At 38.5% G+C, this 21,220-nt stretch carries 17 protein-coding genes; 1 reads left to right on the top strand and 16 read right to left on the bottom strand.

The genetic code is table 11. The annotated features are described in order from the left end of the window. Nucleotides 1–4: 4 nt before the first annotated feature. From NF867_RS16480 to NF867_RS16425, 12 genes are read right to left on the bottom strand one after another with little or no spacing between them, the layout of a single operon-like run. Nucleotides 5–3,073 carry a hypothetical protein gene (locus tag NF867_RS16480; protein ID WP_252589494.1) on the bottom strand — a complete coding sequence of 1,023 codons (3,069 nt, stop codon included), beginning with the start codon at nt 3,071–3,073 and terminating at the stop codon, nt 5–7. Then, nucleotides 3,073–6,567, bottom strand: coding sequence for a baseplate J/gp47 family protein (locus tag NF867_RS16475; RefSeq protein WP_252589493.1), 3,495 nt, complete (start codon nt 6,565–6,567; stop codon nt 3,073–3,075). The genes NF867_RS16480 and NF867_RS16475 overlap by 1 nt, the downstream gene beginning before the upstream one ends. 11 nt (nt 6,568–6,578) lie before the next feature. After that, the gene (locus NF867_RS16470) at nt 6,579–6,995 is read right to left on the bottom strand and encodes a GPW/gp25 family protein (protein ID WP_252589492.1); all 417 of its coding nucleotides are present in this window, start codon (nt 6,993–6,995) and stop codon (nt 6,579–6,581) included. 3 nt (nt 6,996–6,998) lie between these two features. Continuing rightward, nucleotides 6,999–7,289 carry a PAAR domain-containing protein gene (locus NF867_RS16465; protein WP_252589491.1) on the bottom strand — a complete coding sequence of 97 codons (291 nt, stop codon included), beginning with the start codon at nt 7,287–7,289 and terminating at the stop codon, nt 6,999–7,001. 7 nt (nt 7,290–7,296) lie between these two features. Beyond that, nucleotides 7,297–9,072: a type VI secretion system tip protein VgrG gene (vgrG, locus tag NF867_RS16460; protein ID WP_252589490.1), complete on the bottom strand. Its 1,776-nt coding sequence runs from the start codon at nt 9,070–9,072 to the stop codon at nt 7,297–7,299. A gap of 2 nt (nt 9,073–9,074) precedes the next feature. Then, nucleotides 9,075–9,779 (bottom strand): CIS tube protein, encoded by a 705-nt coding sequence (locus NF867_RS16455; RefSeq protein ID WP_252589489.1) that lies wholly within the window; start codon nt 9,777–9,779, stop codon nt 9,075–9,077. After that, the gene (locus NF867_RS16450) at nt 9,780–9,953 is read right to left on the bottom strand and encodes a DUF5908 family protein (RefSeq protein ID WP_252589488.1); all 174 of its coding nucleotides are present in this window, start codon (nt 9,951–9,953) and stop codon (nt 9,780–9,782) included. A gap of 17 nt (nt 9,954–9,970) precedes the next feature. Next, nucleotides 9,971–10,411 (bottom strand): phage tail protein, encoded by a 441-nt coding sequence (locus tag NF867_RS16445; protein ID WP_252589487.1) that lies wholly within the window; start codon nt 10,409–10,411, stop codon nt 9,971–9,973. Then, a complete protein-coding gene (locus NF867_RS16440) occupies nt 10,411–10,845 on the bottom strand; it encodes a phage tail protein (RefSeq protein WP_252589486.1) in 435 nt (144 codons plus the stop codon). The genes NF867_RS16445 and NF867_RS16440 overlap by 1 nt, the downstream gene beginning before the upstream one ends. A 40-nt stretch (nt 10,846–10,885) precedes the next feature. Next, on the bottom strand, nt 10,886–12,298 hold the full coding sequence (locus NF867_RS16435) for a phage tail sheath family protein (RefSeq protein ID WP_252589485.1): 1,413 nt from the start codon (nt 12,296–12,298) through the stop codon (nt 10,886–10,888). A gap of 31 nt (nt 12,299–12,329) precedes the next feature. After that, a complete protein-coding gene (locus NF867_RS16430; protein ID WP_252589484.1) occupies nt 12,330–13,061 on the bottom strand; it encodes a hypothetical protein in 732 nt (243 codons plus the stop codon). A 33-nt stretch (nt 13,062–13,094) separates the two neighbouring features. Then, a complete protein-coding gene (locus tag NF867_RS16425; RefSeq protein WP_252589483.1) occupies nt 13,095–13,643 on the bottom strand; it encodes a Pvc16 family protein in 549 nt (182 codons plus the stop codon). Nucleotides 13,644–14,057: 414 nt separating this feature from the next. Here NF867_RS16425 and NF867_RS16420 point away from each other — a divergent pair, with 414 nt between their 5' ends. Then, nucleotides 14,058–14,933: a sugar phosphate isomerase/epimerase family protein gene (locus tag NF867_RS16420; protein WP_252589482.1), complete on the top strand. Its 876-nt coding sequence runs from the start codon at nt 14,058–14,060 to the stop codon at nt 14,931–14,933. A 67-nt stretch (nt 14,934–15,000) separates the two neighbouring features. Here the strand turns inward: NF867_RS16420 and NF867_RS16415 are convergent, their stop codons facing one another. From NF867_RS16415 to NF867_RS16400, 4 genes are read right to left on the bottom strand one after another with little or no spacing between them, the layout of a single operon-like run. After that, nucleotides 15,001–15,786 (bottom strand): SDR family oxidoreductase, encoded by a 786-nt coding sequence (locus tag NF867_RS16415; protein WP_252589481.1) that lies wholly within the window; start codon nt 15,784–15,786, stop codon nt 15,001–15,003. A gap of 10 nt (nt 15,787–15,796) precedes the next feature. Beyond that, on the bottom strand, nt 15,797–17,038 hold the full coding sequence (locus tag NF867_RS16410) for a tetratricopeptide repeat protein (protein WP_252589480.1): 1,242 nt from the start codon (nt 17,036–17,038) through the stop codon (nt 15,797–15,799). Between the two features lie 12 nt (nt 17,039–17,050). Further along, nucleotides 17,051–18,373, bottom strand: coding sequence for a tetratricopeptide repeat protein (locus NF867_RS16405; RefSeq protein ID WP_252589479.1), 1,323 nt, complete (start codon nt 18,371–18,373; stop codon nt 17,051–17,053). A 20-nt stretch (nt 18,374–18,393) separates the two neighbouring features. Then, nucleotides 18,394–20,961 (bottom strand): DUF3857 domain-containing protein, encoded by a 2,568-nt coding sequence (locus NF867_RS16400; RefSeq protein WP_252589478.1) that lies wholly within the window; start codon nt 20,959–20,961, stop codon nt 18,394–18,396. Between the last annotated feature and the right edge of the window lie 259 nt (nt 20,962–21,220).

Genomic DNA, 21,220 nt, shown 5'->3' with positions numbered 1-21,220 from the left:
AGTATTAAGATTTAAATGTTCCCAAAACTGTTTTATTTAGAACCACTGTATTGCTTCCTTCTTTACTTTCGTCACAGTTGTGCAGTGTTGCCAGTGGATATTCACTATGCAGACTATTCAAAATTTCAATCATTTTGTTGTTGGCATCAATAAAATCGGATTCATTGGCCTTTTGGTCAAATGAATAGGCCGCCAGCATTTCGATCCATCGTTTATAGCGAACCTCAAACTCCCGCATCAGTTCGTTGTTTAACCAGCAAATTTTTAACATGATGTGGGCAGTCGCTTCTTCTCTGATCTTGTTCTCGAAATATTTGCGGAAAGCCATATTATCAAAGTGTGCTGGCCAATACGGTAGCACTACAGATGCTCTAAAGGTATAAGGGTCCACTTCGCAAGGACAATCGCAATCATGCAAACAAACCTGCATGAGGTTGAATGCGCTGGTTCGTGGACGTAATAACAGATGTTCAATGAGATTTAGTCCTTCTGGGTCGTTGCAGTCTCCTTCAAATTCTTTTGTAATTTCTTGAATGGCCTCATTCGCGGCATTTTCAGTGGCAAATTCATTCGAGCCAGAAAGAACATCCTTGAACTTTATTTTAAACTTTCCACCCTCATTAACCACCGAATAATTGGCTATTGTAACACCGGTATTAATTAGATCGACTACAGCAGCTTCGGCATCTGCCTTGTTTTCATAATCCTTAGAAATCAGGTTGATTCCATTCAATGTGGTGATACTGAAGCTATGAAAGCACTTAAGTATCTTGTTGCCGCTTTCAATTACTTCCTTTTCAGTACAGATCACTTCAACCTGTTTAATGCAGTATAAAAATCTCCGTGTAAAGTCCTTGATTCCGGTAAGTGCACAGATTCTTTTCTCCAATCCAGAAACATTATCGGTATCCCACAATTTGGTGGTGTCCAGCAAATACTGTGTGATATTATCAACTACCTGTGTTGTTTGCGGAAAATAGTTATATGCCTTACCCCGGTTGCTGCTTATATCATCATATTGCTTTAATGTTTGCATTTTGGCTGCCGAAACCTCTTCAAAGGCTATCTTCTCTTCAGTTTGATCTTCATAATTGATCCTGTACATCACTAAAGCATAGTCATTGAATGATTCGGCAAAGCGGGCGAGTAAATGATCTAAAAAGCGTTCTCTTCGGTCTTCAAAAAGGTCTTTAGGTTCATAAAGCTTTTGCCATTCATTTTTCTCTGCTTTTGTTGAGTCTGGATTGGTAATGGCATCTTTCAGTATGGCAGAAGTTACATTCGGACGATAGACCGTTTCAATATCTTTTATGTCGGAAAGAAACTGGGCATAATAAGTTTGAGTAAGCTTATTGGTTGAAAAAAGCCCATGCGCGTTGGTCAATTGATTAAAGAAATCGGCCAGTTGTTGTTCGTAAAACATCAAATAAGCCTTTAACTGCTTTTGTTGAGCTCTTCGTTCTGGGGTTGCTTCTGCTGGTAAACCGGCCTCACCTACTCCGTAAACTTGCGGAAGATCGTACTGTACTGGCCAGAAACTGGTTGTATCTCTTTTGGTTCCCTTTGGAATCGGTAAATCGGCCTGTAAGCCGCTTAATTTATTCCTTGAGCGGATTGCATGAAGCAACAGAATGGTGTCTTTTACCTCATTATACCTGGCGATGAAAGGGAACTCATCTTTAAATAACAGTATTTTTGATTTGTCAGCTCTAAGAGCCGGTTTATGCAAGGGTTTTATCGGCATGCACCACTTAAGGCTTTTAAAGGCGCTGTCCACTTCCCCGTCTTCTTTATACTTGGTCATCTGGAAATTACGAATCGCAATTACACCTTCAATATCCATCAGCAGGTTAATGATATCAGAAGCATGTAATTCCTTCTTCAAATTGGTTGTTTCCAGCTGATCAGTATCGATAAATCCATGTTGCAAAACTGGGCCGTTAAATATCTCATCAACAGGGACTTTTTTATCGAGTAATTCTTTTAATGAATAAAACTGAATGGGTGGATTGAGGTAGTTTTCGATTTGATAGAAGATTTCTGCCTCCACTTTTTCTATATCGGCATTAGGTTGTACGTCAACATCAAAACAGAATGCTATTTGATCCGTATCGGCAGTGGTAACTTTAATAAAATCTTCGCATAAGTTGCGGTGTTCATGCAATGTTTTAATAGCACTTTTAACAATGCTTTCGGCCAGCCTGATCTTTCCAAAGTACTCCTTAAATATTGCTGCGAGCCATTGCTTGTTTCCGAAGATTAGTTGAGCATCCGCATCATTAAGCTTACCGGAGTCAGGTTGTTTTGAAATGGTAACTCCAAACTTTTTAGAGTTTGTAATCCCTGTTAAGGTTACTTCACAACTCCAGCCATTTGCTTTTGGAGTAAGTGTTGCCGACTGAATCTTGGTTTCATCAGTTGCCGTTTTTGCAAATTCAAAGTCTGCGTTTTTCCATGCTTCCAACTCTATTGAAAAGTAAAACTCACTCTCCACATATTTGCCTGCCAATTCAGGATTACCAATTACAATATCTCCATCGTTTAGATCGCCAAATCGATCATCTGTATCTAGCGAAAGTAAAACGTTATATAACCCTGAAATAAATATCGGTTGCTGGTTAGGCACAAAGGTCAGTTGATCATTCTCACAATCGGCATAAATAGGTATTTCATTAACAGGTATATTTTTACCGTCTACAGTTATAAAGTCATCCGCAATAAACCAGGCGTTTTGAATTCCAATCAGGTCGACCAATAGTTTTCTATAGTCATTAATGGTTAGCGGATTTACGGTTAGTATTTGCTTTGCTGTAAAGAATGTTTGTCCACTTACCAAGTCTCCGTTCTCATCGGTAAGTAGATCTTTCATATCAAATCCGCACCGATACCCTAATTCTGTTATGGCATAGCAAAGAGCTTCCAGAATTGTTATTCCCGGGTCATGCACATTATAATCCGTCCATAAGTCGCTCGATAAGCTTTCGATATGCCGTAGCCCTTCCTTCCGCAAGAATTCATAATCCATTGCTTGCGAAAGTCGCCTGTTTTTTGATATGGTTGTTCTTTCTTCCATCAGCATTCACAGGTGGCAGGTGAATTAATTAGATGCTTTATTTTGGTTATTTCATTGTAATAAGAAACGAGTAGGGATCGGGCTGTTGAAGGTACCGCTACTTCAACATCTCTTTTTTCAGTTATATGTGTTGCACCATTTCGAGTGATGATATGGTGCATTTTGAAACAGGTCACAAAATCAACATAAGCACGTTCTTCAATAAAATTGAGAACAGCTGATTTGATTATTTTTCCGCCAAAAGTCACCTCTTTAGTTGAATCGAAAGCCCAAGGTGTTAGGTTCCGTTCAATCTCTTTCTCCAGCATCTGGCGATAGAATCCTTCATCAAGGTGTTCATGAAAAGTTACCGAAAACTCAAACTGCACTTCTTCAAATTGTGGGTTCTTTACATGCAGTTTTACAAATGGTGAGATGAGCTTGTGTAAGTATTCATCAATATTGATGATCGTTCCAATCGGTGTATACGGACGTAAAGGGTTGATGCCAGATTTATTTCTAAAGTCGGGAATGGTAATCACGGACACATGACCTGGATAGTTTTCGCAAAAGACCTCTGAACCATCTCCTGCTGTATAAAATCCCGCATGGTTAATGCATTTTACCTTACTTATTTGAGGGAAGGCTTCCAGAACTATGTGTTCATAATCCCAAATAGTGATACCTCGCTGTTTATGACGAAGTCGCTCACTTACTCTAGTGTAAAAATGCTCATCTGTTTCTCTGGTTCTTCCTCCAAATGAATCAAATGGCTGGGTAATATTTTTAATTTCACTTATACCAGTAACTGGTTTTGAGATAGTTCCAGCTGGTAGTATTTGTGAAAATTCAATTTGTTTGGTTTCATTCTGAACCAACTGAACCAGGGCTGCCTGGGCTTGCACGAGTATTAATTTACAAACGGCATCCGGATTTTGTTTTACTGTTACTTTAAGCCAATAAAGTCCTTTTTGAAGTGCTGTGTTTTCATTGCTGATATCAATTGGCAAGGTAACCGTAACTATTCCTGATTGGGTAAGATTATGGGTTCTGTCAATGATGTATTTGCTTTCAAACTCCTTCCATAAATTGCCTTTTGATAAGTAATACCATGTAATAGTTTCTTCGTTTTTTAGTGGGTTAGATGAACCATCAGCAACCTGAAGGAGAAGATTTACTACCTCTTCCGGCTCTGTATTGTTTAATCCAACATATAGTTCTCCATCATTCGGCATTTCCGTTACCAGGCTGATTTTCTTTGATGGACTCAATGGGTCAAATGCAGCTTCGTAATACCCAAATGGGGTTAAATGTAAAAAGTGATGGTTGCTATTGGTATTAACACTGCTAAGTGGAATACTTGCAAAGGCTTTATAACTGATTGAAAAGCTTGGTAGTGTTAATTCAGGAGGAGATGCGATTTCACCAGTGGTAATCTCATAAGTTGTGGCACTGGTAGTGCTTTGGCTAATCGTAGTGTTGTCGATTTGCGCTTTAACATTCGATAAATAGGTGCTTTTAGAGTATTCATTAGAAGCAAGCAGTAATCGAATAAAGCCCTCTAAGGTTGTGGCTGTTAAAGGCTCATTTTGGGTGAAATCTTTTTTGGCCGCAACAAAATTGCTGTTGATAGTGTAAGTATCTGTTCCTAATGAATTTCCTCTAATATCAATCCATTTTCCCTGGCGTAAATATTCAATCTCACCGCTATAAGGTATGGTTTCACCGAATTCGAACCTTAACTCATTTATACTTTTCTGAAAGATTTCTTTACTGCCAATATAAAATGAAGCGCCTGATACAGGGAATTCACCGTAAGGCTTGAAGGGTTTAGCTGCATCAATGGTTCCGGTTTCGCTCGAAAGCTCCAGATTGCGTACTCCATTAACTTCTACCTCAACTTTTATTGAACTTATCTGGTCATTGGTTAGCAAGCGGTAAGGGAATGAAAACGCTGAGGATTGATTGAGGTAGATCTTAAGGACGGGCAAATCTGTTTCGATATTTTCCTTATGAATACTTTCTGTATAAGGAATTATCGCCGGGTCATCAGGACTGAGTGTTAACAAAAAAGTAAGGGTATTTCCTGCACTATTCGCCTGTACTTGGGCGTCTGTATTATGCCAATCTTTTAAACCGCTAAGCTTTCCAGTAAATAATCCGCCTATAGGAAGCGTTGATGCTCCGACAAAGCTGTTAGTGCCTGCAACGAAATTTACAGTGATCGTTATTGTACGTGTTCCCTCATTAAGAAATAATAGATTCGTGGCAATGGCAAAGCCGGTTACTGCAGGGCTGATTTTCTCCGGATCACCAAACGTAAACCAGCTATTGTCAATCGAAGTTAATTTAGCGCCTTGTCCATCTTCAGAATTTGCAATAGAAGAAGCAGCTAGTATTTCTTTTGTATCGTTTGTAATTTGTATCGATTGTAGCTTCTCAACCTTCGCTTTGTTTAAAACCACATCCTGACTTAATGCATAACTTAACTCCTTACCGGTGGTTTTGTCTTTGCCTCCTCTGAATAAAGTGCCTGCTGTTAAAAGGTATTTTGGAACTGGTTTTTGAAGCTCCATCAATAAGTGTGCAGAATCAGCAATGGCCTTCTTATTGGTAAGTTGTAAAACATCTTTATAATAAAAGTCAAGGTGGTGTTGAGTGTATTTATTCAGCTCATTTTGTGCAAAGCCAAACAACTTTATAAAAGAGAGCACTAAGGCGTAATGAGGAGTATGTGATGGAAAGTTATCAAGCGTTGTATCAAATAAAATATGAGCCTTTTCTGCAAGGGTTGAAATTGCTTTTAACAAGGCTTCTACCTGCGCATTAAAGAAATTATGATTAATGATGTAAATGATCTTGCTTCGTGGAACGGTTAATGAAGCAGGTATGGTCAATCCCTGAATTGCTGTAGGTAAGGTCCATTCTGCACCCAGGTCTGATAGGTTAAAGCTATTGCTTTGAATAGTGTTTATAGGTGATTCACTATCAGTTATTAATGTGTTGTTTATTAAATCGTTTGTTTTAAAGTCATCAAATAACTTTTTGAGATTGACGGCTGGTAATAATACCTTGGACTTAATAATTGTTTCTATTTCCTGTTTAAATTCGCTTGTCTCCGGAAGTAAATGATACTGTTCGGCAACGATCTTTAATAATGAGAACGACAGGTCGAAAATATAGGTGAATTGCTTTTGCGCTTCCGTATCAGTTCCGCTTATCCTGATCTTTTTGTACACCAGTTTTTTATAGTCAGAGCATTTATGAGCATCTAATCGCATCAATACGGCAAGAGTCACACTAATATCCATTTTCATTAAGGGTTCCCAATCCCCATCCAGCACATTTGATGAATTATAATAATTGAGATAGGCAGAATAACGACGCATAAAGAGGACCATATCAGCAGCTTCTCTTTCATCCGGTTTAACGAAAGAAGTGGCCAATGCCGATAGCATTCGGTTAAGTATGCTTGTTCCTTCCCTTTCTAAAGGGTTTTTCTCGTTACATGCCATTTCTCAATGCATTATTTTTTGATCTCCGTTCCTTCTGTTCTATAATAAGGGAACACAAAATTGAATCGTGAATTTGTGGACCTGACGGTGTATTCAATGGTAATTAGTACGCGACCGTCCAACTCGGCTGTATCGTCCAGCACGATCCTATCTACATCAATTCTCGGCTCGAAATACAAAATGGCGGTTGCTATCAAGTCTTTTATATAGGTTTTAAGTGTTGTGGTCAATGGCTCGAACAACAACTCGTCTAAATTGCAACCATAAGTCGGTTGCATTACGCGTTCTCCCTGACGGGTAGAAAGTAGTATTTCGAGGCTTCTATCGATATCTTCCTCATTGGCAGTCATTATAACTGCTCCCAGTTTATTGTCGAACTGAGGAGGAAATCCCCAACCTATTCCAAGAAATGATTTTATTGTTTCCATGATTTATCCTCCTATCAATACGGTTGGGCAACCTGCTACAATTGTTCCTCCATGGGCGGTGGTATCCCCCAATCTTACTGCCGGTTTACCACCAATTAAAACTGTCGATGAGCCCTTTACAATTGAATCAGGCGGACCGACACATATACACATATCTCCTAAAACTGCGGCCGGTAAACCTGCAATTAGAACAGTTGGTTCGCCGGCTCCTAAAATTGGGCCTCCAACATGGGGCACCACTCCGGTTACCATCGGACAAACATGCATATCGCTAATTCGTGCTGCCAGTGACATCTGTCTATCAATTAATTTTTACTATGCCTCCTTTAATTTCGGTGGTTCCGCCACCTTCTACGCTTACAGCGGCACTTCCTTTCGCTTTAAGTCTACCAGACGCCTTAATTGAAATATTGTTGCCATCCAATGAAATGTTTCCATCTGCTTTAATATTAATATCCTGAGAGGATTTAATCGTAATCTTATGATCTTCCATTAGTATTTTGCCCCCACTAGCATCTTTTATGGTAATTGTTCCAGTATCATCATTTAGTTCGAACACTCTTCCGCCGGGAGTTTGTATGATTACGCTTTTTTTATTATCATCAAACAGCAGTTTAATTTCTGATCGGGAAACATATCCCTTTTGATTGTTGCTTGTTTCGGGTTCTAATGGAGCACTATGGGCGCTACTGTGTAGCATGCCCAGGATTACAGGGTTTGATGGGTCATCATTTACAAAACCGACAATCACCTCATCATTAATTTCAGGTCTGAAATAGGTTCCCCGATGATTACCTGCATCAAGAGTTGCTACACGTGCATGTATTCCATCCTGTGTATTATCTACCATGGGAAGCCTAATTCGAACCCGGTACTCTCCATCGCTATCTTCAATGCTTGTAACTATGCCAATTTGCAGGCCTTGCATACTTGAGGGCTGTCCTGTTGTTGATGCCGAATGTTGCGGATTGGTCTGCTCTGCAAAAAACTGCTCATCCCATCCAAGGGTAGCTTCGGTAATCCAACAGCCATCTGTGTATTGCTGCTCCACTGCAGAAATAAAATGATAGCCCTCAAAGCTTTTCCCTACCCCTCTTATTTCAATAAAATCTCCGGGCATTACCGTAATGTCTGTTCTGGCAATGAACTTCACTTTACCTTTAATTCCCGATAGATCTTGCTTTATTTTTCTTGTTCTGCTTAATGCATCCTGTTCTTCTCTTGAAAAATATGCCGATGTGCGCATCTCGTAACCACTGGATACATTTGTACTTTGGTCATCGGCCTCCTGAACTGTTGTTTCATCATTGGAGGATGTGCTAACCCGCTGTTCCTTGAAATCCCAGCTTAGTGTTCTTACTTCATCATTCCTGATGCGTGAATCTTTATCGGCACTGAATTCAAGAATGTTTTTGCCATGAACCAGTTTTAACAGGTCTCCTGAGTCATTGGTCGGCGGGTTGCTTACAGTTAATTGCTTGATTTTCACCCCTAAACTGGTTATCACGCAAATCATTCCTACAACATCAACCCGGCCGATCATAAAGTCCCAGTCGGAGACATTTGATTGAACAACCTGTTCATGATGAATAGTGGCGGTCGCAATACTATCGATCTGTAAATTGTTTCTGTTAAGCAGTTGCTCGGCAATATCTGAAGCTGTTATTTGCTTGTCGAAATGAGCATTTCCACGGTTAACCGTCATTTTTACCGCTTCGTCTTTGCATTCAATGGTCAGTTCACAACAATTGTTGCTTACCCGATTGTTATTGGTAACAACAATACCCTTAAATAAAAACCTGTCTTCCGATGTTTGGCCGTTTCTAAAGTATCCCAATTCAATTTCTATCTTTTTTCCAGGTACAAATTGCCCGGTGGAACTAATCGGAAAGTCTTGTGTGCTCGCTTCGCCGTCAATTATTGTAAGATTGGCTGTAGGAATTTTATTGATCTCGTGATGAATGGTCAGTGTGGTTACCTGATACTGACGAGATATTTCTTCTCCTTCCACCTTAATTAGCAAGGAGACAGCATCCATTTTCTCTTCAAGTAAAACCGTGTTGTTGTCTGTTGCCATGTTTAATCAATTTTTGGGAAGAAAACTTTTACGCCAGGTTTTATCTTTCTGAACCCATCCAGACGATTAAAGGCAGCGACATCGGTATAATAACTCTGGTTGCCATAAATTTTATTGGCCATAAGCGAAAGCCTGTCGCTAGCTGTTATTGTTCGTTCATGCGTTATATCCGGGCTCTGTGCATTTTCCCTCGCAACTCTCAACTCTTCGGTTACAGTGCCTTTAAATGTGCATTTGGCAATTGCCCTGATCGGGGTGCCATCCGGTTTAAACAATTTAAATTCAATATCCAGCGAAATCAACACCCCTTTAAACAAAAGAGTACCCCAAATGATCTTGAGGTAGTTGGGCCGATGTTTTTCGCCGTTGTACTCAAAGAGTTTCTTTTTAAAGTCATCAAGTTGTTCGTGAACACTCAATTTAAGTGAGGCAGCACCGGTAGTTGCTGATCCGGCTGCATCTTTAAATGCTCCTGTTCCATCAAACAAAAAGTCGAAATTGAAATCCTGCGGAGGTATTTTAGAAAACTTTAAAGCTACTCCTGATGTTCCTGCCGCTTGAGTTTCGCAGAACTCGGTTCGATATTTATAGGTATACGTTTCAGGGTTGATCAATGCATAAAACCGGTCTCCAACAGGTTCATTCAAATCAGCATCCTTATAGGCCTGAATGTATAGTTTTTCAATATTTCCAAATAATGATGCCATTTATCGTTCGCTTTTTTGACGGAGTGTACGAAGCACTTTCTCGGTAACTTCATTTAAGATCTCTTTCTTAAGCTTGTTCAGCTCGTCGGTAGTAAATGAATTTCCGGTGTTTTTATCAGGCTCTTTGCCCGCTACAATTGCTTTTATGTGCAGTTCTTTAATTTCGATAGGCATGATGTGTACTTTTATTGTTAACGGATGATGTTAAAGTACTGATAGCTTAAAGTGACTGACTCAATTACTATTGAGTTCTCCTGGGCATTAAAGCCAGATATTGACCACTTTTTGGGAATCGCATTTACAACAAACCATACTTGCATTGGCTCGTGCCGTTCATTTAAAAGTGATATAGTAAGGTTTGCAGGTTCAAAAACAAAGTTTTCCAGGGCATTTCGAAACCACTTTATAATGATCGAATCGATATACATTCCCCTTTTCAGCGTGATATCTGAATATCTTGCCTTTTTAGGAACCTGCCAGGTAAACCTGTTTTGCCCTCCTTCAGCAAATGACTCCATCTCAATCTCGGCATCCAGTCCGGAAACCTCCTGAAACCGCATATCATTCGGCAATTCAGGAATAATCAGGAACGATACCAAAAAATGAAATCCGACAGGTGGGTACTCAGCCATTAAGCTTCATTTTGAATGGTTAACCCTTCATGTGCCAGTTCAATACTTTCAATGGCCACTTCGTTGCCATCTGCTTTCAAATCTGTAGACTGAACCTTCACTGGCCATGCGTTTTTAATCTTCCAAACCACCACAGGTTCATGACTTTCATTTAACAATGAAATGATGACATCCCGCCTTTCAATCGTGTTTAGCGCAACTGTATTCCACCAGTTATAAAAATCATTATCTCCCTTAAATGTGCCGCGTTTCATGGTTATGTTTGAGAACTTTTGCATGCCGGGCATCTTTATTTTATGATATTCCGGGCTGGAACCTTCGCGGTATTCGATAACTTCCGTTGAAACTTCCAGTCCTGTTACTTCTGTAAAACCAATTTTTGAGCCGCCCCATTCAACCTGGAAATGAAATTTCGGAATAGGATATTGTGCCATATCAGTGATGTTTAGTGTGAATAGTGATTAATATTTAGAATTAGCTTTCCTGTAGCTTATGCATAAAGCGTAGGATAATAAACTCCGCCGGGCGAACAGCAGCCATTCCGATCTCTACAATTAGTTTCCCATCCAATACGTCTTGGGAAGTCATCGTTTGCCCTAATCCACATTTTACAAAAAAGGCATGTTCGGGCTTAGCTCCGGCCAATGCACCTTGCCGCCATAATAAAGTAAGATAGTTCTCAATCATGGCCCTTACCTTCGTCCACGTGTTAGCATCATTGGGCTCAAACACAAATTGAACGGTTGCTTTTTTTGCCGATTCTTCCACCATTATAAAGAAACGTCGCACCGAAACATATTTCCATTCGGAGCTATTGCCATCCAGTGTTCTGGCTCCCCAAACCAATATGCCTTTACCGTTAAATGGTCTTATTGCATTCACCGACTTTCCAATTCCTGGGTCAATATTCATAGTGGCTTGTTCTGCATCAGTTATGAAATCAGTAACATCGAAAACTGAGGAAAGCGGAACGTTGGCTGGCGCCTTCCAAACGCCACGGTTAGCATCTGTGCTGGCAATTACCCCGGCAATTGCAGGAGTAGGTGGCAAAACGGGATTCAAAGTTTTCTTTATGGCATCCCTGGCAGCATAATAAGCAACACTTTCATTGGGGAGCAAGGCATTCAAAAAGGTATTTACTGCAGCGGCCCCATTTTTTACCAGTTTAATTTTTACAGTGTTTTCAAGGTATTGATATTCGTAGCTAGTTTTCAGATTAGGATAGTAAGCTGCTGCATAGCTCAAGTCTTTATCCAAACCAGCGGTTGTTCGGAAGGTATTGATATTGCTGTTGGTATCAACTGCGGTATTGTTAACTACATCAATTAGGGTAAACCTGTCCTGTAATTTTGCACATTGACTTACTGCCTTTTGCATTAGAGCATGATAAGTGGACATTGTTGCAATTACCTGACCCTCCGGTATAACATATAAAGTGGGTTCATCGAATGCCTCCAATGCCTGAATTCCTTTTTCCAAGTCTGTATCTAAAATTCCGACAGTTGATGATGGTTTAACGGATACTATGTAACAAGGGCCACCTCCATTATCAAAATAAAGGCGAAGCGCATAATACATGTTGTGTGGGTTTGGAGCTGCGGATAATTTTGCTACTGCTGTAACAGAAACGGAAGGGGTCGTAGTTAAGGTGACATCAACGGTGATATTCTTTTCGTTTTCTGCCTTTCCGAAACGCTGTTCATATTCCTTTAGGTTGAATATCTTAACAGGAATAATTCCTACTAAGGCATTCCCCTGTTCATCAACAGCTTTTTCTGTGTAACCGATAAAGGCGGGGATTGCGGTTGAAACCTGTGCTACCGAAGGTGGCAACACAGAAATTTCGCTTATATATACACCAGGGGTTGCAATTGCCGATTCATTCATGGTATAAAGTTTTGATTGTTAAACAATTATTTTAAACTCTGCTTTTAAACTTAATGGTAAATACCGGAGCCGGATTGAACAGTTTATCCCCCGTATTTAAAATTTTATAGCTGTTATTCGTGGTTCCTGTTTTATGTATGTCTATTACTGCAAAACAAATTGAGCTGGAGTTTACGGCTGAGTTGTTTTCTAGATCTGCATTGTTTACTACCTGTGAAACTCCGGGTAATTGTTTCCAGAATGCTGTATCTGTTATCGCTATACCTTGACTTGCCAAAACTGTTTTCATTGGCGTAAATAAATTGCTTCCGCTCTTCACCAGCGTACCAACCATATAATCTTTGGCTAGTGAATGAGTTTGTACAGGCGCGGTTAACAATTTAATACCACCATCAATATTGTTAACCTGGTTTGAAAACCGATAGGTTAATACACTTCCTGATGCTAATGCATAGGTTTTGCTTAGAAAATCACTACTGCTACTTATCAGAAAACGAATCTTCAAATCGGATGGTAATGCAACAAATGGGACTTTAGGCTCAGCTGCTGGAGGGTTAAAGGCGGTTGTTTCAATAAAACATACTAGTATATTTTCATTGAACCGATATTTTATCCTGTTGTTTCTAAAAAGTTCATTGGTTTTTATATCGGTATCAATCTGTATATGCTGGTCAATAAAGCTCTTTTGTGGTGTTTCATAGGCAGGATGAACGAATTTTATCGAGAACAATTCACGATAAATTGTACTAACGACTTCGTTCACTCTCTGTATGTTAAACACAGTCATAAATATGTTTTAAAAGTTCAGTTTGACTTCCTTAATTGGCACTCCTTGTATATCTGTTATGCTGTCGATCGTAATCATTCTAACCCTATACATTACCGAGGGATAGTATTTACTTCCAAGTACCGACCATATTTCATGTAATTGCTGTAGATTTAGTGTAATCATCTCCAATATCAGTTTCTCAATATTGGCATGTAAGCTTGGGGTATTGGAATGGTCGAAAACAAATTTTCGCTGAAAAAACTCCATTACATGTTGCAGGTTTTCCAACGACTTTCCATAAGCGGTGGTTGGTTTTACGGAAGTAAACAGTAAAGTAAGGTTTAAATGAATGGCCGGGTTCTTCATCAGAATCCCATTGTCTCTGCGAATAAAGTAATCAGGTTCTCTGGAAATACGGTTTTCCTCAATATTTATTAAGGATATTATTATGTCAGAACCGGCGGCTGAAACATCGTTTACTATTTCACTGATATTGCCCAAGTCAGCCGTTACCGGAAATCCACTCAAATTGGTACTTAACTCCTGTTGGATACTATTTACTGCCGAAAAAATCATAAGAGCGTATTTAAGCTTAAAAAAACTCAATTTCTCATTAAATGATACGCAGGGATTTTATCACGATATAAAATGTGCAGATGTTATAATTCGTTTTTCAAGAAGTTGTTAGCGATAGGTCTGTTTGTATGAAATTGAGATGTGTTTATTGGTAGTTGAATGGTAAATGAAGACCTTAATTAAATTTAGATAAATTCTCTTACATAGTCAAAATCATTTTATTTTTATTATAGCCTGATGTGTAAAGTGAATTGAAATCAAACTGAGCAAAGTTTAAAAGTCAGGCTGAGGAGTCGAAGCCTATTAGCTACGGGACTATGATTGTGTTCGGCCTGGCTCTCCCTTAAGGCTACCGAACATTTCTATTTTCAATAAATAGGCCTATCTTATGACGCTTTTTAGTCTTATCGATTAATGAAAATTTCGAGAAAAACCTTTTTAAAACAATCAGGAATAACTGCGGTTGCTTTAAGTCTGATGCCTGAATTACTATTTGCAGGAAGAGAACAAGCTAAAATCGGCTTGCAACTTTATAGCTTACGCGATTATTTAACTAAAGATCTTCATGGGGTTTTGGAGAAGATCAATGCTTCGGGCTATAATGAGGTTGAAACTTATGGTTATACTATTAAAGAAGGTTTTTGGGGTTCGTCTGCAAAACATTTGGCAAACACCTTAACTGATATGGGACTTACTTCTCCAAGTGGTCATTATAATACAGATGAACTTTTTGCCCGAAATAATTACGATGAATTAAAATATGCTATTGAAGCAGCAAAAACCTTAAATCAACAATACCTGGTTATACCCTATCTTCAGGAGGGTGTTAGAAAAACTTCATATGATTTTAAAATCATCGTTGAACGAATAAATAAAGCTGCCGAACTATGTCAGGCTTCCGGATTACAATTGGGCTACCATAATCATGATTTCGAGTTTATTAATATTGAGGGCACTTACCTTTACAAGGAATTACTCGAGGGCACAACAAATAATGTCTTTTTTGAACTCGACCTTTATTGGGCTGTTCGGGCCGGTCATGATCCTATAACGCTGTTTAATGAGCATCCAAAACGGTTTAAAATGGTTCATATTAAAGACATGGATAAGGTCGACCGCAAGCTAAATACTGAAATTGGCAATGGGGCCATTGATTTTAAGCCAATAATTGAGGCAGCAACGACAAATGGTGTTAAGCATTTTTATGTAGAACAGGAGAATTTTAAGATCAATCCGTTTGAAAGTATAAAGCTTAGTGCTGATTATGTAAAACGTAACTTGATAAAGTAACGATAACACACTATAAACGATAAAAGCTACTTGTTCAAGTAGCTTTTATCGTTTTATATGATACACTTTAAACTGTTTTCGCTTTCCTGATAATTTTGCTCAATAGCCCAGGAGTAAATCGTTTTAATAAAACGGCTACTTGCTCCCTTAATGCGGCTACAATTACCTCTTCTTTATCAGAACTAATTGCTTTCAGAATTTGTTGTGCAGCCACCTCCGGTTTCAATCCTTTAGCGGTAGCAGCATCCATTGTTCCCTGGGTTGTTCCGTTTGCGGTTAACGCATTAATACTGATATTCGTTTGAACATAACCCGGACAAACGATCAACACTTTAATATTATCCTTATAACATTCGGCTCTAAGCGTATCGAAATAACCATGAAGGCCATGTTTTGAAGCTGCATAAGCCGATCGTAATGGAGCTCCGAGCTTACCCATAATGCTTGATACAGTTACAATTTTACCTGATCGTTGCTGAAGCATTCGTGGTAAAATAGCTTTAGTCATAGCGATGGTTCCCAGTAAGTTAACATCAATCATTTGCTTTTCAACTTCAAATGAAGTATCAACCAATAACGACCTTTGGCTAATACCCGCATTATTGATCAGAATGTCAATTGGGCCGTTCACTTGCTCCACTCTTTCCAATAACTGTTGATGATTGCTAATATCAAGAGGTACCAGTTCTACTAATGAGGCATCTTTACAGTTCAACTTAACCCTTTCCAGTTCCTTTAAATTTCTGCCCGAAAGAATAAGATGAGCTCCTTCATTGGCAAAAGCATAAGCCAAGGATTCTCCAATACCAGAGGATGCGCCGGTGATCCAAACTCTTTTGTGCAAGAACTCCATCTACCTTTTTCTATTTAAGTGCTATATAATTAGCAACCCATTGATATGCTATAAACCCAACCATGTAAATGATTGAAAAAGTGTTATCTATTTCTCCGGAATAAAATGTTTCAATAACGCCTAATACACCTGCCAGTAATAGTCCAAGGGTATAAAATAAAAGCAGGTTACTTTTATTTGAATTCCTGAACATGGTCGAAAAAGGAATCATCATGGTGAAACCTAAGATTCCTGCAACGAGAAATCCGGAATTTGTAAAGAAAAACGCGCAAGTAAATGCAATAAGGGAAACCAAAATTGAAATACCCACCAGGTTGGAGCTTTTGATCTCATTTTTATCCAATGCATACCTGCCATAAACGTTTAATCTCAAAAACAAGTTAGATACTGGTGTAATTATCCATGTTGAAATAGTGAATAATGCGATCAGGATAATTACTGGAGTTAATAATATTCTAATGCCTTCATCGGCCTCAGCTAAAACACCTATTAATTTGGCTAGCAGGTAAAAGCCAATAATAAATCCCCACTGGGCGGCCTTTGTTTTATTGCCCAGCCAAAAACGATACTGTAAAAACCATTTGTAGATCAGGTACTTAGATTTGATTGCTTCAACCATTCCTGCACGTGCATAATCAGAGTTTGGATTAAGTTTTAGAGATTCCCTGAAATGCTCTAAGGCTTTTTGGTTGTTGCCTTGTTCTAATAATCCCCAACCATAATTGGCATGTGTAAACGCATTCTCAGGATCGTTTTCGAGTGCAAAGTCGATGGTTTGAGCTGCTTCTTCCCCCCTATTCAATTTTACCAGCGCCATGCTTCTTAGATTAAGACAGATATGATTTTCGGGGTCAAGGCTTAAACCCTCATTCGCTTTTTCCAGGCTCTTTTCAAACTCCTTTTTAACCATTAAGATATTGGCCCAAATACCAAAGTAATTGGCATCATAAGGGAAAAGATGGATGGCTTCCTGTATCTTTTCATCCGCTTCTTTAATCTTATCGTCGTCGAGCAGTATTTTGCTATAGGTATAAAAATACATGCTGTTATCAGGCTCTAAAGCAATAGCATCTTTAATATTCTCCGTGGCCTTATCATTTTTATCCAAATGAAGGTTGCAGATAGCCATATAATAATGCAGATCCGAATTATCGGGTTGAGATGCCAACAAGCCATGGATTTCTTTAATAGCCTCGGCATAACGTTTATGCATTATTAGCAATCCGACTTTCTCTATTTCAGTTGATATCATAAGGTTGGATGATTATTTTTTGATGTTCAGATAGGTCAATACATCATCGTACAAGCCCGATTCGTTTGAATACAGGGCATAGTTACGAGCCGAATTAAACCATTCTTTAGTACTTGGACGATGTTTTTTAGCCGCACTTACCAAATCTTTAGTCGATAATGGCGCCGGAATCCCTGATTTAAAGGCTTCTTTTAACTTCTCTTCAATGGCAATATCAACTACCGCTTTTAGATCAGCCCCTGAAAAATCGGCCGTTGCTTTAGCTACTGCATTTAAATCAAGCTGTTCAGCAGGCTTCCCTTTTAAAATAATCTGAAGAATTTGTGCCCTTGCCGGTGCATCTGGTGGATCCACAAAGATGATCCGATCAAAACGCCCCGGACGTCGAAACGCTCCATCCAATTGCCATGGAGCATTAGTAGCTCCAATTATTAAAACTCCATCGTTATTCGAATCAATGCCATCCATTTCAGCTAAAAACTGATTGATCAGCTGTCGGCCACTTGAGTTACGCATATCATAACGACTGGCGCCCAATGCATCAACTTCGTCAAAGAACAGTACACAAGGTTTGTTTCGGCGAGCCAGTTCAAATATTTCGTGCAGATTCTTTTCGCTGTTACCAATGTACATGTCGAGAATATCATTGATTCCAACACTTATAAACCTGGCATCAACCTGCCCTGCTGTTGCCCTGGCAATATGGGTTTTACCGCATCCCGGAGGGCCATATAATAAGATCCCTCCTCCTATTTTCTTACCATAAGCTGCATAAAGATCAGCGTGTTTTAAAGGACGAATGATTTTTAGGTCGATTTCTTCTTTAACCCTGTCCATTCCTCCTACATCCTCAAAACTTACATTCGGAGTTTCCAAAAACTTCAATGATTCTTCATCAATAAGGTCGTTCATGTCGAAATCTCCATTGGATGGCAGGCTCATTACTTTCAGTTTTGAGTCGAGTTCATCATCGAAGAAATAAGGATCGAGTGTGAGGATATTTCTATGGATATCAATGGCTTCTGAAATCCGGTTTTCTCTAATCAATACCCGTGCATACAATACCAATACCTCTTTAATGGAAGAATTGGGAGCAATTTCTTCGAGAATAATGGATGCTGTTGGGTAGTCACTTTTATGAAAATAGCACTGCGCCAATCCGAATTTAGCTTTTGAATTGGTACGGTCGATCGCCAAAATTTCCTTGAATTCAGTTAATGCTTCATCAATAGTACCAGCCTGAACCAATGATTCGGCAAGCATTAATTTTAAAGGAACATTGTTAGGAGAAAACTTTAAGGCCTCTCTTAAATTTTGAATATTATCGTTTTGCATGGTTGGGCAAAGGGAAATAATTAATTAAGTTGTTCTAACTCACTTCCTGTTTCTTCTGTTTCTAAATCCTCTTGCTCAAAATCAGGATGCGGATAGACAAAAGTAAAATTTACACGGGAAGAAAAAATGAAATAAGGAATCCATATCGCAGCTCTTAATATTTGTGAGATAAACTCCCTTGATTGAACGATTTCCCATATTCTATTATTTTGAGGCGCAATAATTAAACCTGCTAAAACATCAATGATCAAAAAGGCGACATTAGATCCTAAAAAGATGATCATTATTTTTGGAAAAGTATTCCGACGTTTGAAAAATAGCGGCAATAACAATATTGAAAAGACAATAAAGAACAGACGACCAACGTACTCATAAATAAAAAGTGTGATTGTTGACCAGTTCGTATGAGAAAGGCTATTCCAACTAGTAAAATAACCATCATTTATCATTGAAAAGATCAATAAAAATGGGTTAATACATAATCCCATAGCTATTAAGATTAGCCATCCTCCAATCGGAAGAATATCTTCGTAACTATCATGAGAATAAGGTAACGAATAGCGGTACAATTTGAGAGCAAAATAAATAAGACCACCTAAGATTAATATGGTAACTATTATACAACTCCAACTGATTGAGTTAGTAATAACTCCTTTAGGACTAGAAGTAAGCGTATATTCCAGGTTATCATAGATGTTCTCTACGTCTTTTAAATATTCTTCAATTTTGTACGGATAAACGCTGTTTTGTAATGTTTCAAAAGAGTAATGTAAGTTTATAAAGTTTCCCGAGGCCCATGGATTTAACCTAAATCGATATTCTGGTTTTTCAATTGAAACAATACTATTGTCAACAGAAATTGGTGATGGCGTTTCAATATTGATATCGTATTCCAAATAATAAGGATAGTTTAACGCAATGGGCGATTTTCGGGCCGTATTGGATATTATCGGTAATTGATCTTTTATCGCAGATGCATAGAGTTTACTTTTAAGGAGATTAGTTTCCTTGTCAGTCTTCCAAAAATCCCTGATCCTGTATTTTTCGTAGGTTGTAAACGTATTGCTTTCCTGATCATCAGTAAACTTCAACGGTTCAACTACCTCTAAACCTCCATATAACTTGCTGTAATATTCGGAGTAATTCTGTTCAAGCTCTGAAGTGCTTTCATTGGCAAAACGATCACGAGCCTCATCGGCCGTATTATCCTTATATTGGGTAACAATACTTAAAATTGCTTCCGAGTTCTTCTTCCCAAGTCTAAATTCCTCCTTCACTGAACATAAACCCGGCAATAACTTAGGAATAGTAGTAAGCTTTTGATTGCCCTCCTTAATTATTAGGGCAAAGCCATAGTTAGGAAAGGCCAGTCCAAATAAATCTCCACGTTGATTGGCAATTGTAGGGTCAATGAACACCGAAGCATTCATAACTTCAGCAACTACCACAGCATGATTAAATACTGTTGCTGAGGGCAAAAACTCCCGGGTTTTTTCACGTGAGTAGGTGTTGGCATAAGCCATATATGCCGGAATATCATTGGCTTTTAGTAACGTACAGAGCAAGAGTGATTTATCCTTACAGTCTCCGTGTCTGTTTTTGAAAGTAATCGATGGATCATTCGGTTTATGAGAATAGACGCCTATCTCAATGCCCATGTACCTTATTTCATCTTGCACAAATCGGATACAGTTTTGAGCATATTCCTTTTGATCTTTGCTCACTTTCTTAAGCTCATCAATTTTCTTTTGAAGCTCTTTAGAAACTGGTTTGTTGTAGTCGTTTAGCTTAATTGCCCAATTAACAACTTCATCCCAATTGGCATATTCAGCTACCTGTATATGAGGTAAATCGTTATACCAAACGGGTGAATATTCTTCCGATATACTTGGTGCAACAGCAGAACTCGACCATTCATAACATGTGGTTCCGTTTTGCTTGGTGATTTTTGCCTGTGGAGCATTATTGAACGACTTGAAGTTCAGTTTTCGCTCAGGGTTAAACTGCAGACTTATGAATAAATTAGAAATCGGACTTGATCCTTTAAAATAGAAATCGTTGGAATATTTATTCTGAAAGATTGGATTTTCTCCAATTATTGAATAAGAATAATCAATCTGATCTCCTTTGCGAACATCATCTAAAATAATGTAGGCCGTGTAATAGCCATAATACATAAAAAGAGACAAATCCTCTTCATTTTGAATGATCTTAAACTTTCCAGGATCTAGTTTATTGATTACCTCACCGTTTCGTTTAATAGTTAAACTATGAAAAATCAGTTTCTCAAATGAGGGGTTGTATTGTACTGAAACTTGTGAGCCATTTTGAACACCACTTTGCGAAACAATTTCAGAAATGTAATGCATATATGCGGTTTTCTTATCTACATGTATTTGTTGCTCAAATAGCTTTAGATAATACCCATCGCTAATTTGGTTTTTGTTGGTGGTAGCCGATTGCTCATTAAAAGGTCGTAACCAATTAGGCTTAGGTCCTGTTACAATTTTTTGATTGGCAAGTGCATAATTAGAAAGATTTACACTTAACGAAATGATTAAAAATAGCCTTAATAACGTTCTAGACATAGTAGTAGAAAACTCAAAATTTTGCCGAAAAATAGAAATATTTTACTTTGAATTAATCATAAGAATTAACTGTTTAGGTGTAAAATCAACAGTTATATTCTGATAAATAAAATAGGGTTAATAAATGACTGGATTTCAATGTAAATACTGGCTTTCTAAATAAAAAAGCCTGAAGACCATTAAGAACTCCAGGATAGACTATCATCGAAATAGCGTTTGAACAATAAATGGAACAAACACGGAAACCCTCATTTTCATT

The sequence above is a fragment of the Solitalea agri genome (genome assembly GCF_023914155.1).
In the GTDB taxonomy this organism is placed as follows: domain Bacteria; phylum Bacteroidota; class Bacteroidia; order Sphingobacteriales; family Sphingobacteriaceae; genus Solitalea; species Solitalea agri.
The sequence above is the reverse complement of the archived record's forward strand: the minus strand, read 5'-3'. Positions and strand labels throughout refer to the sequence as shown.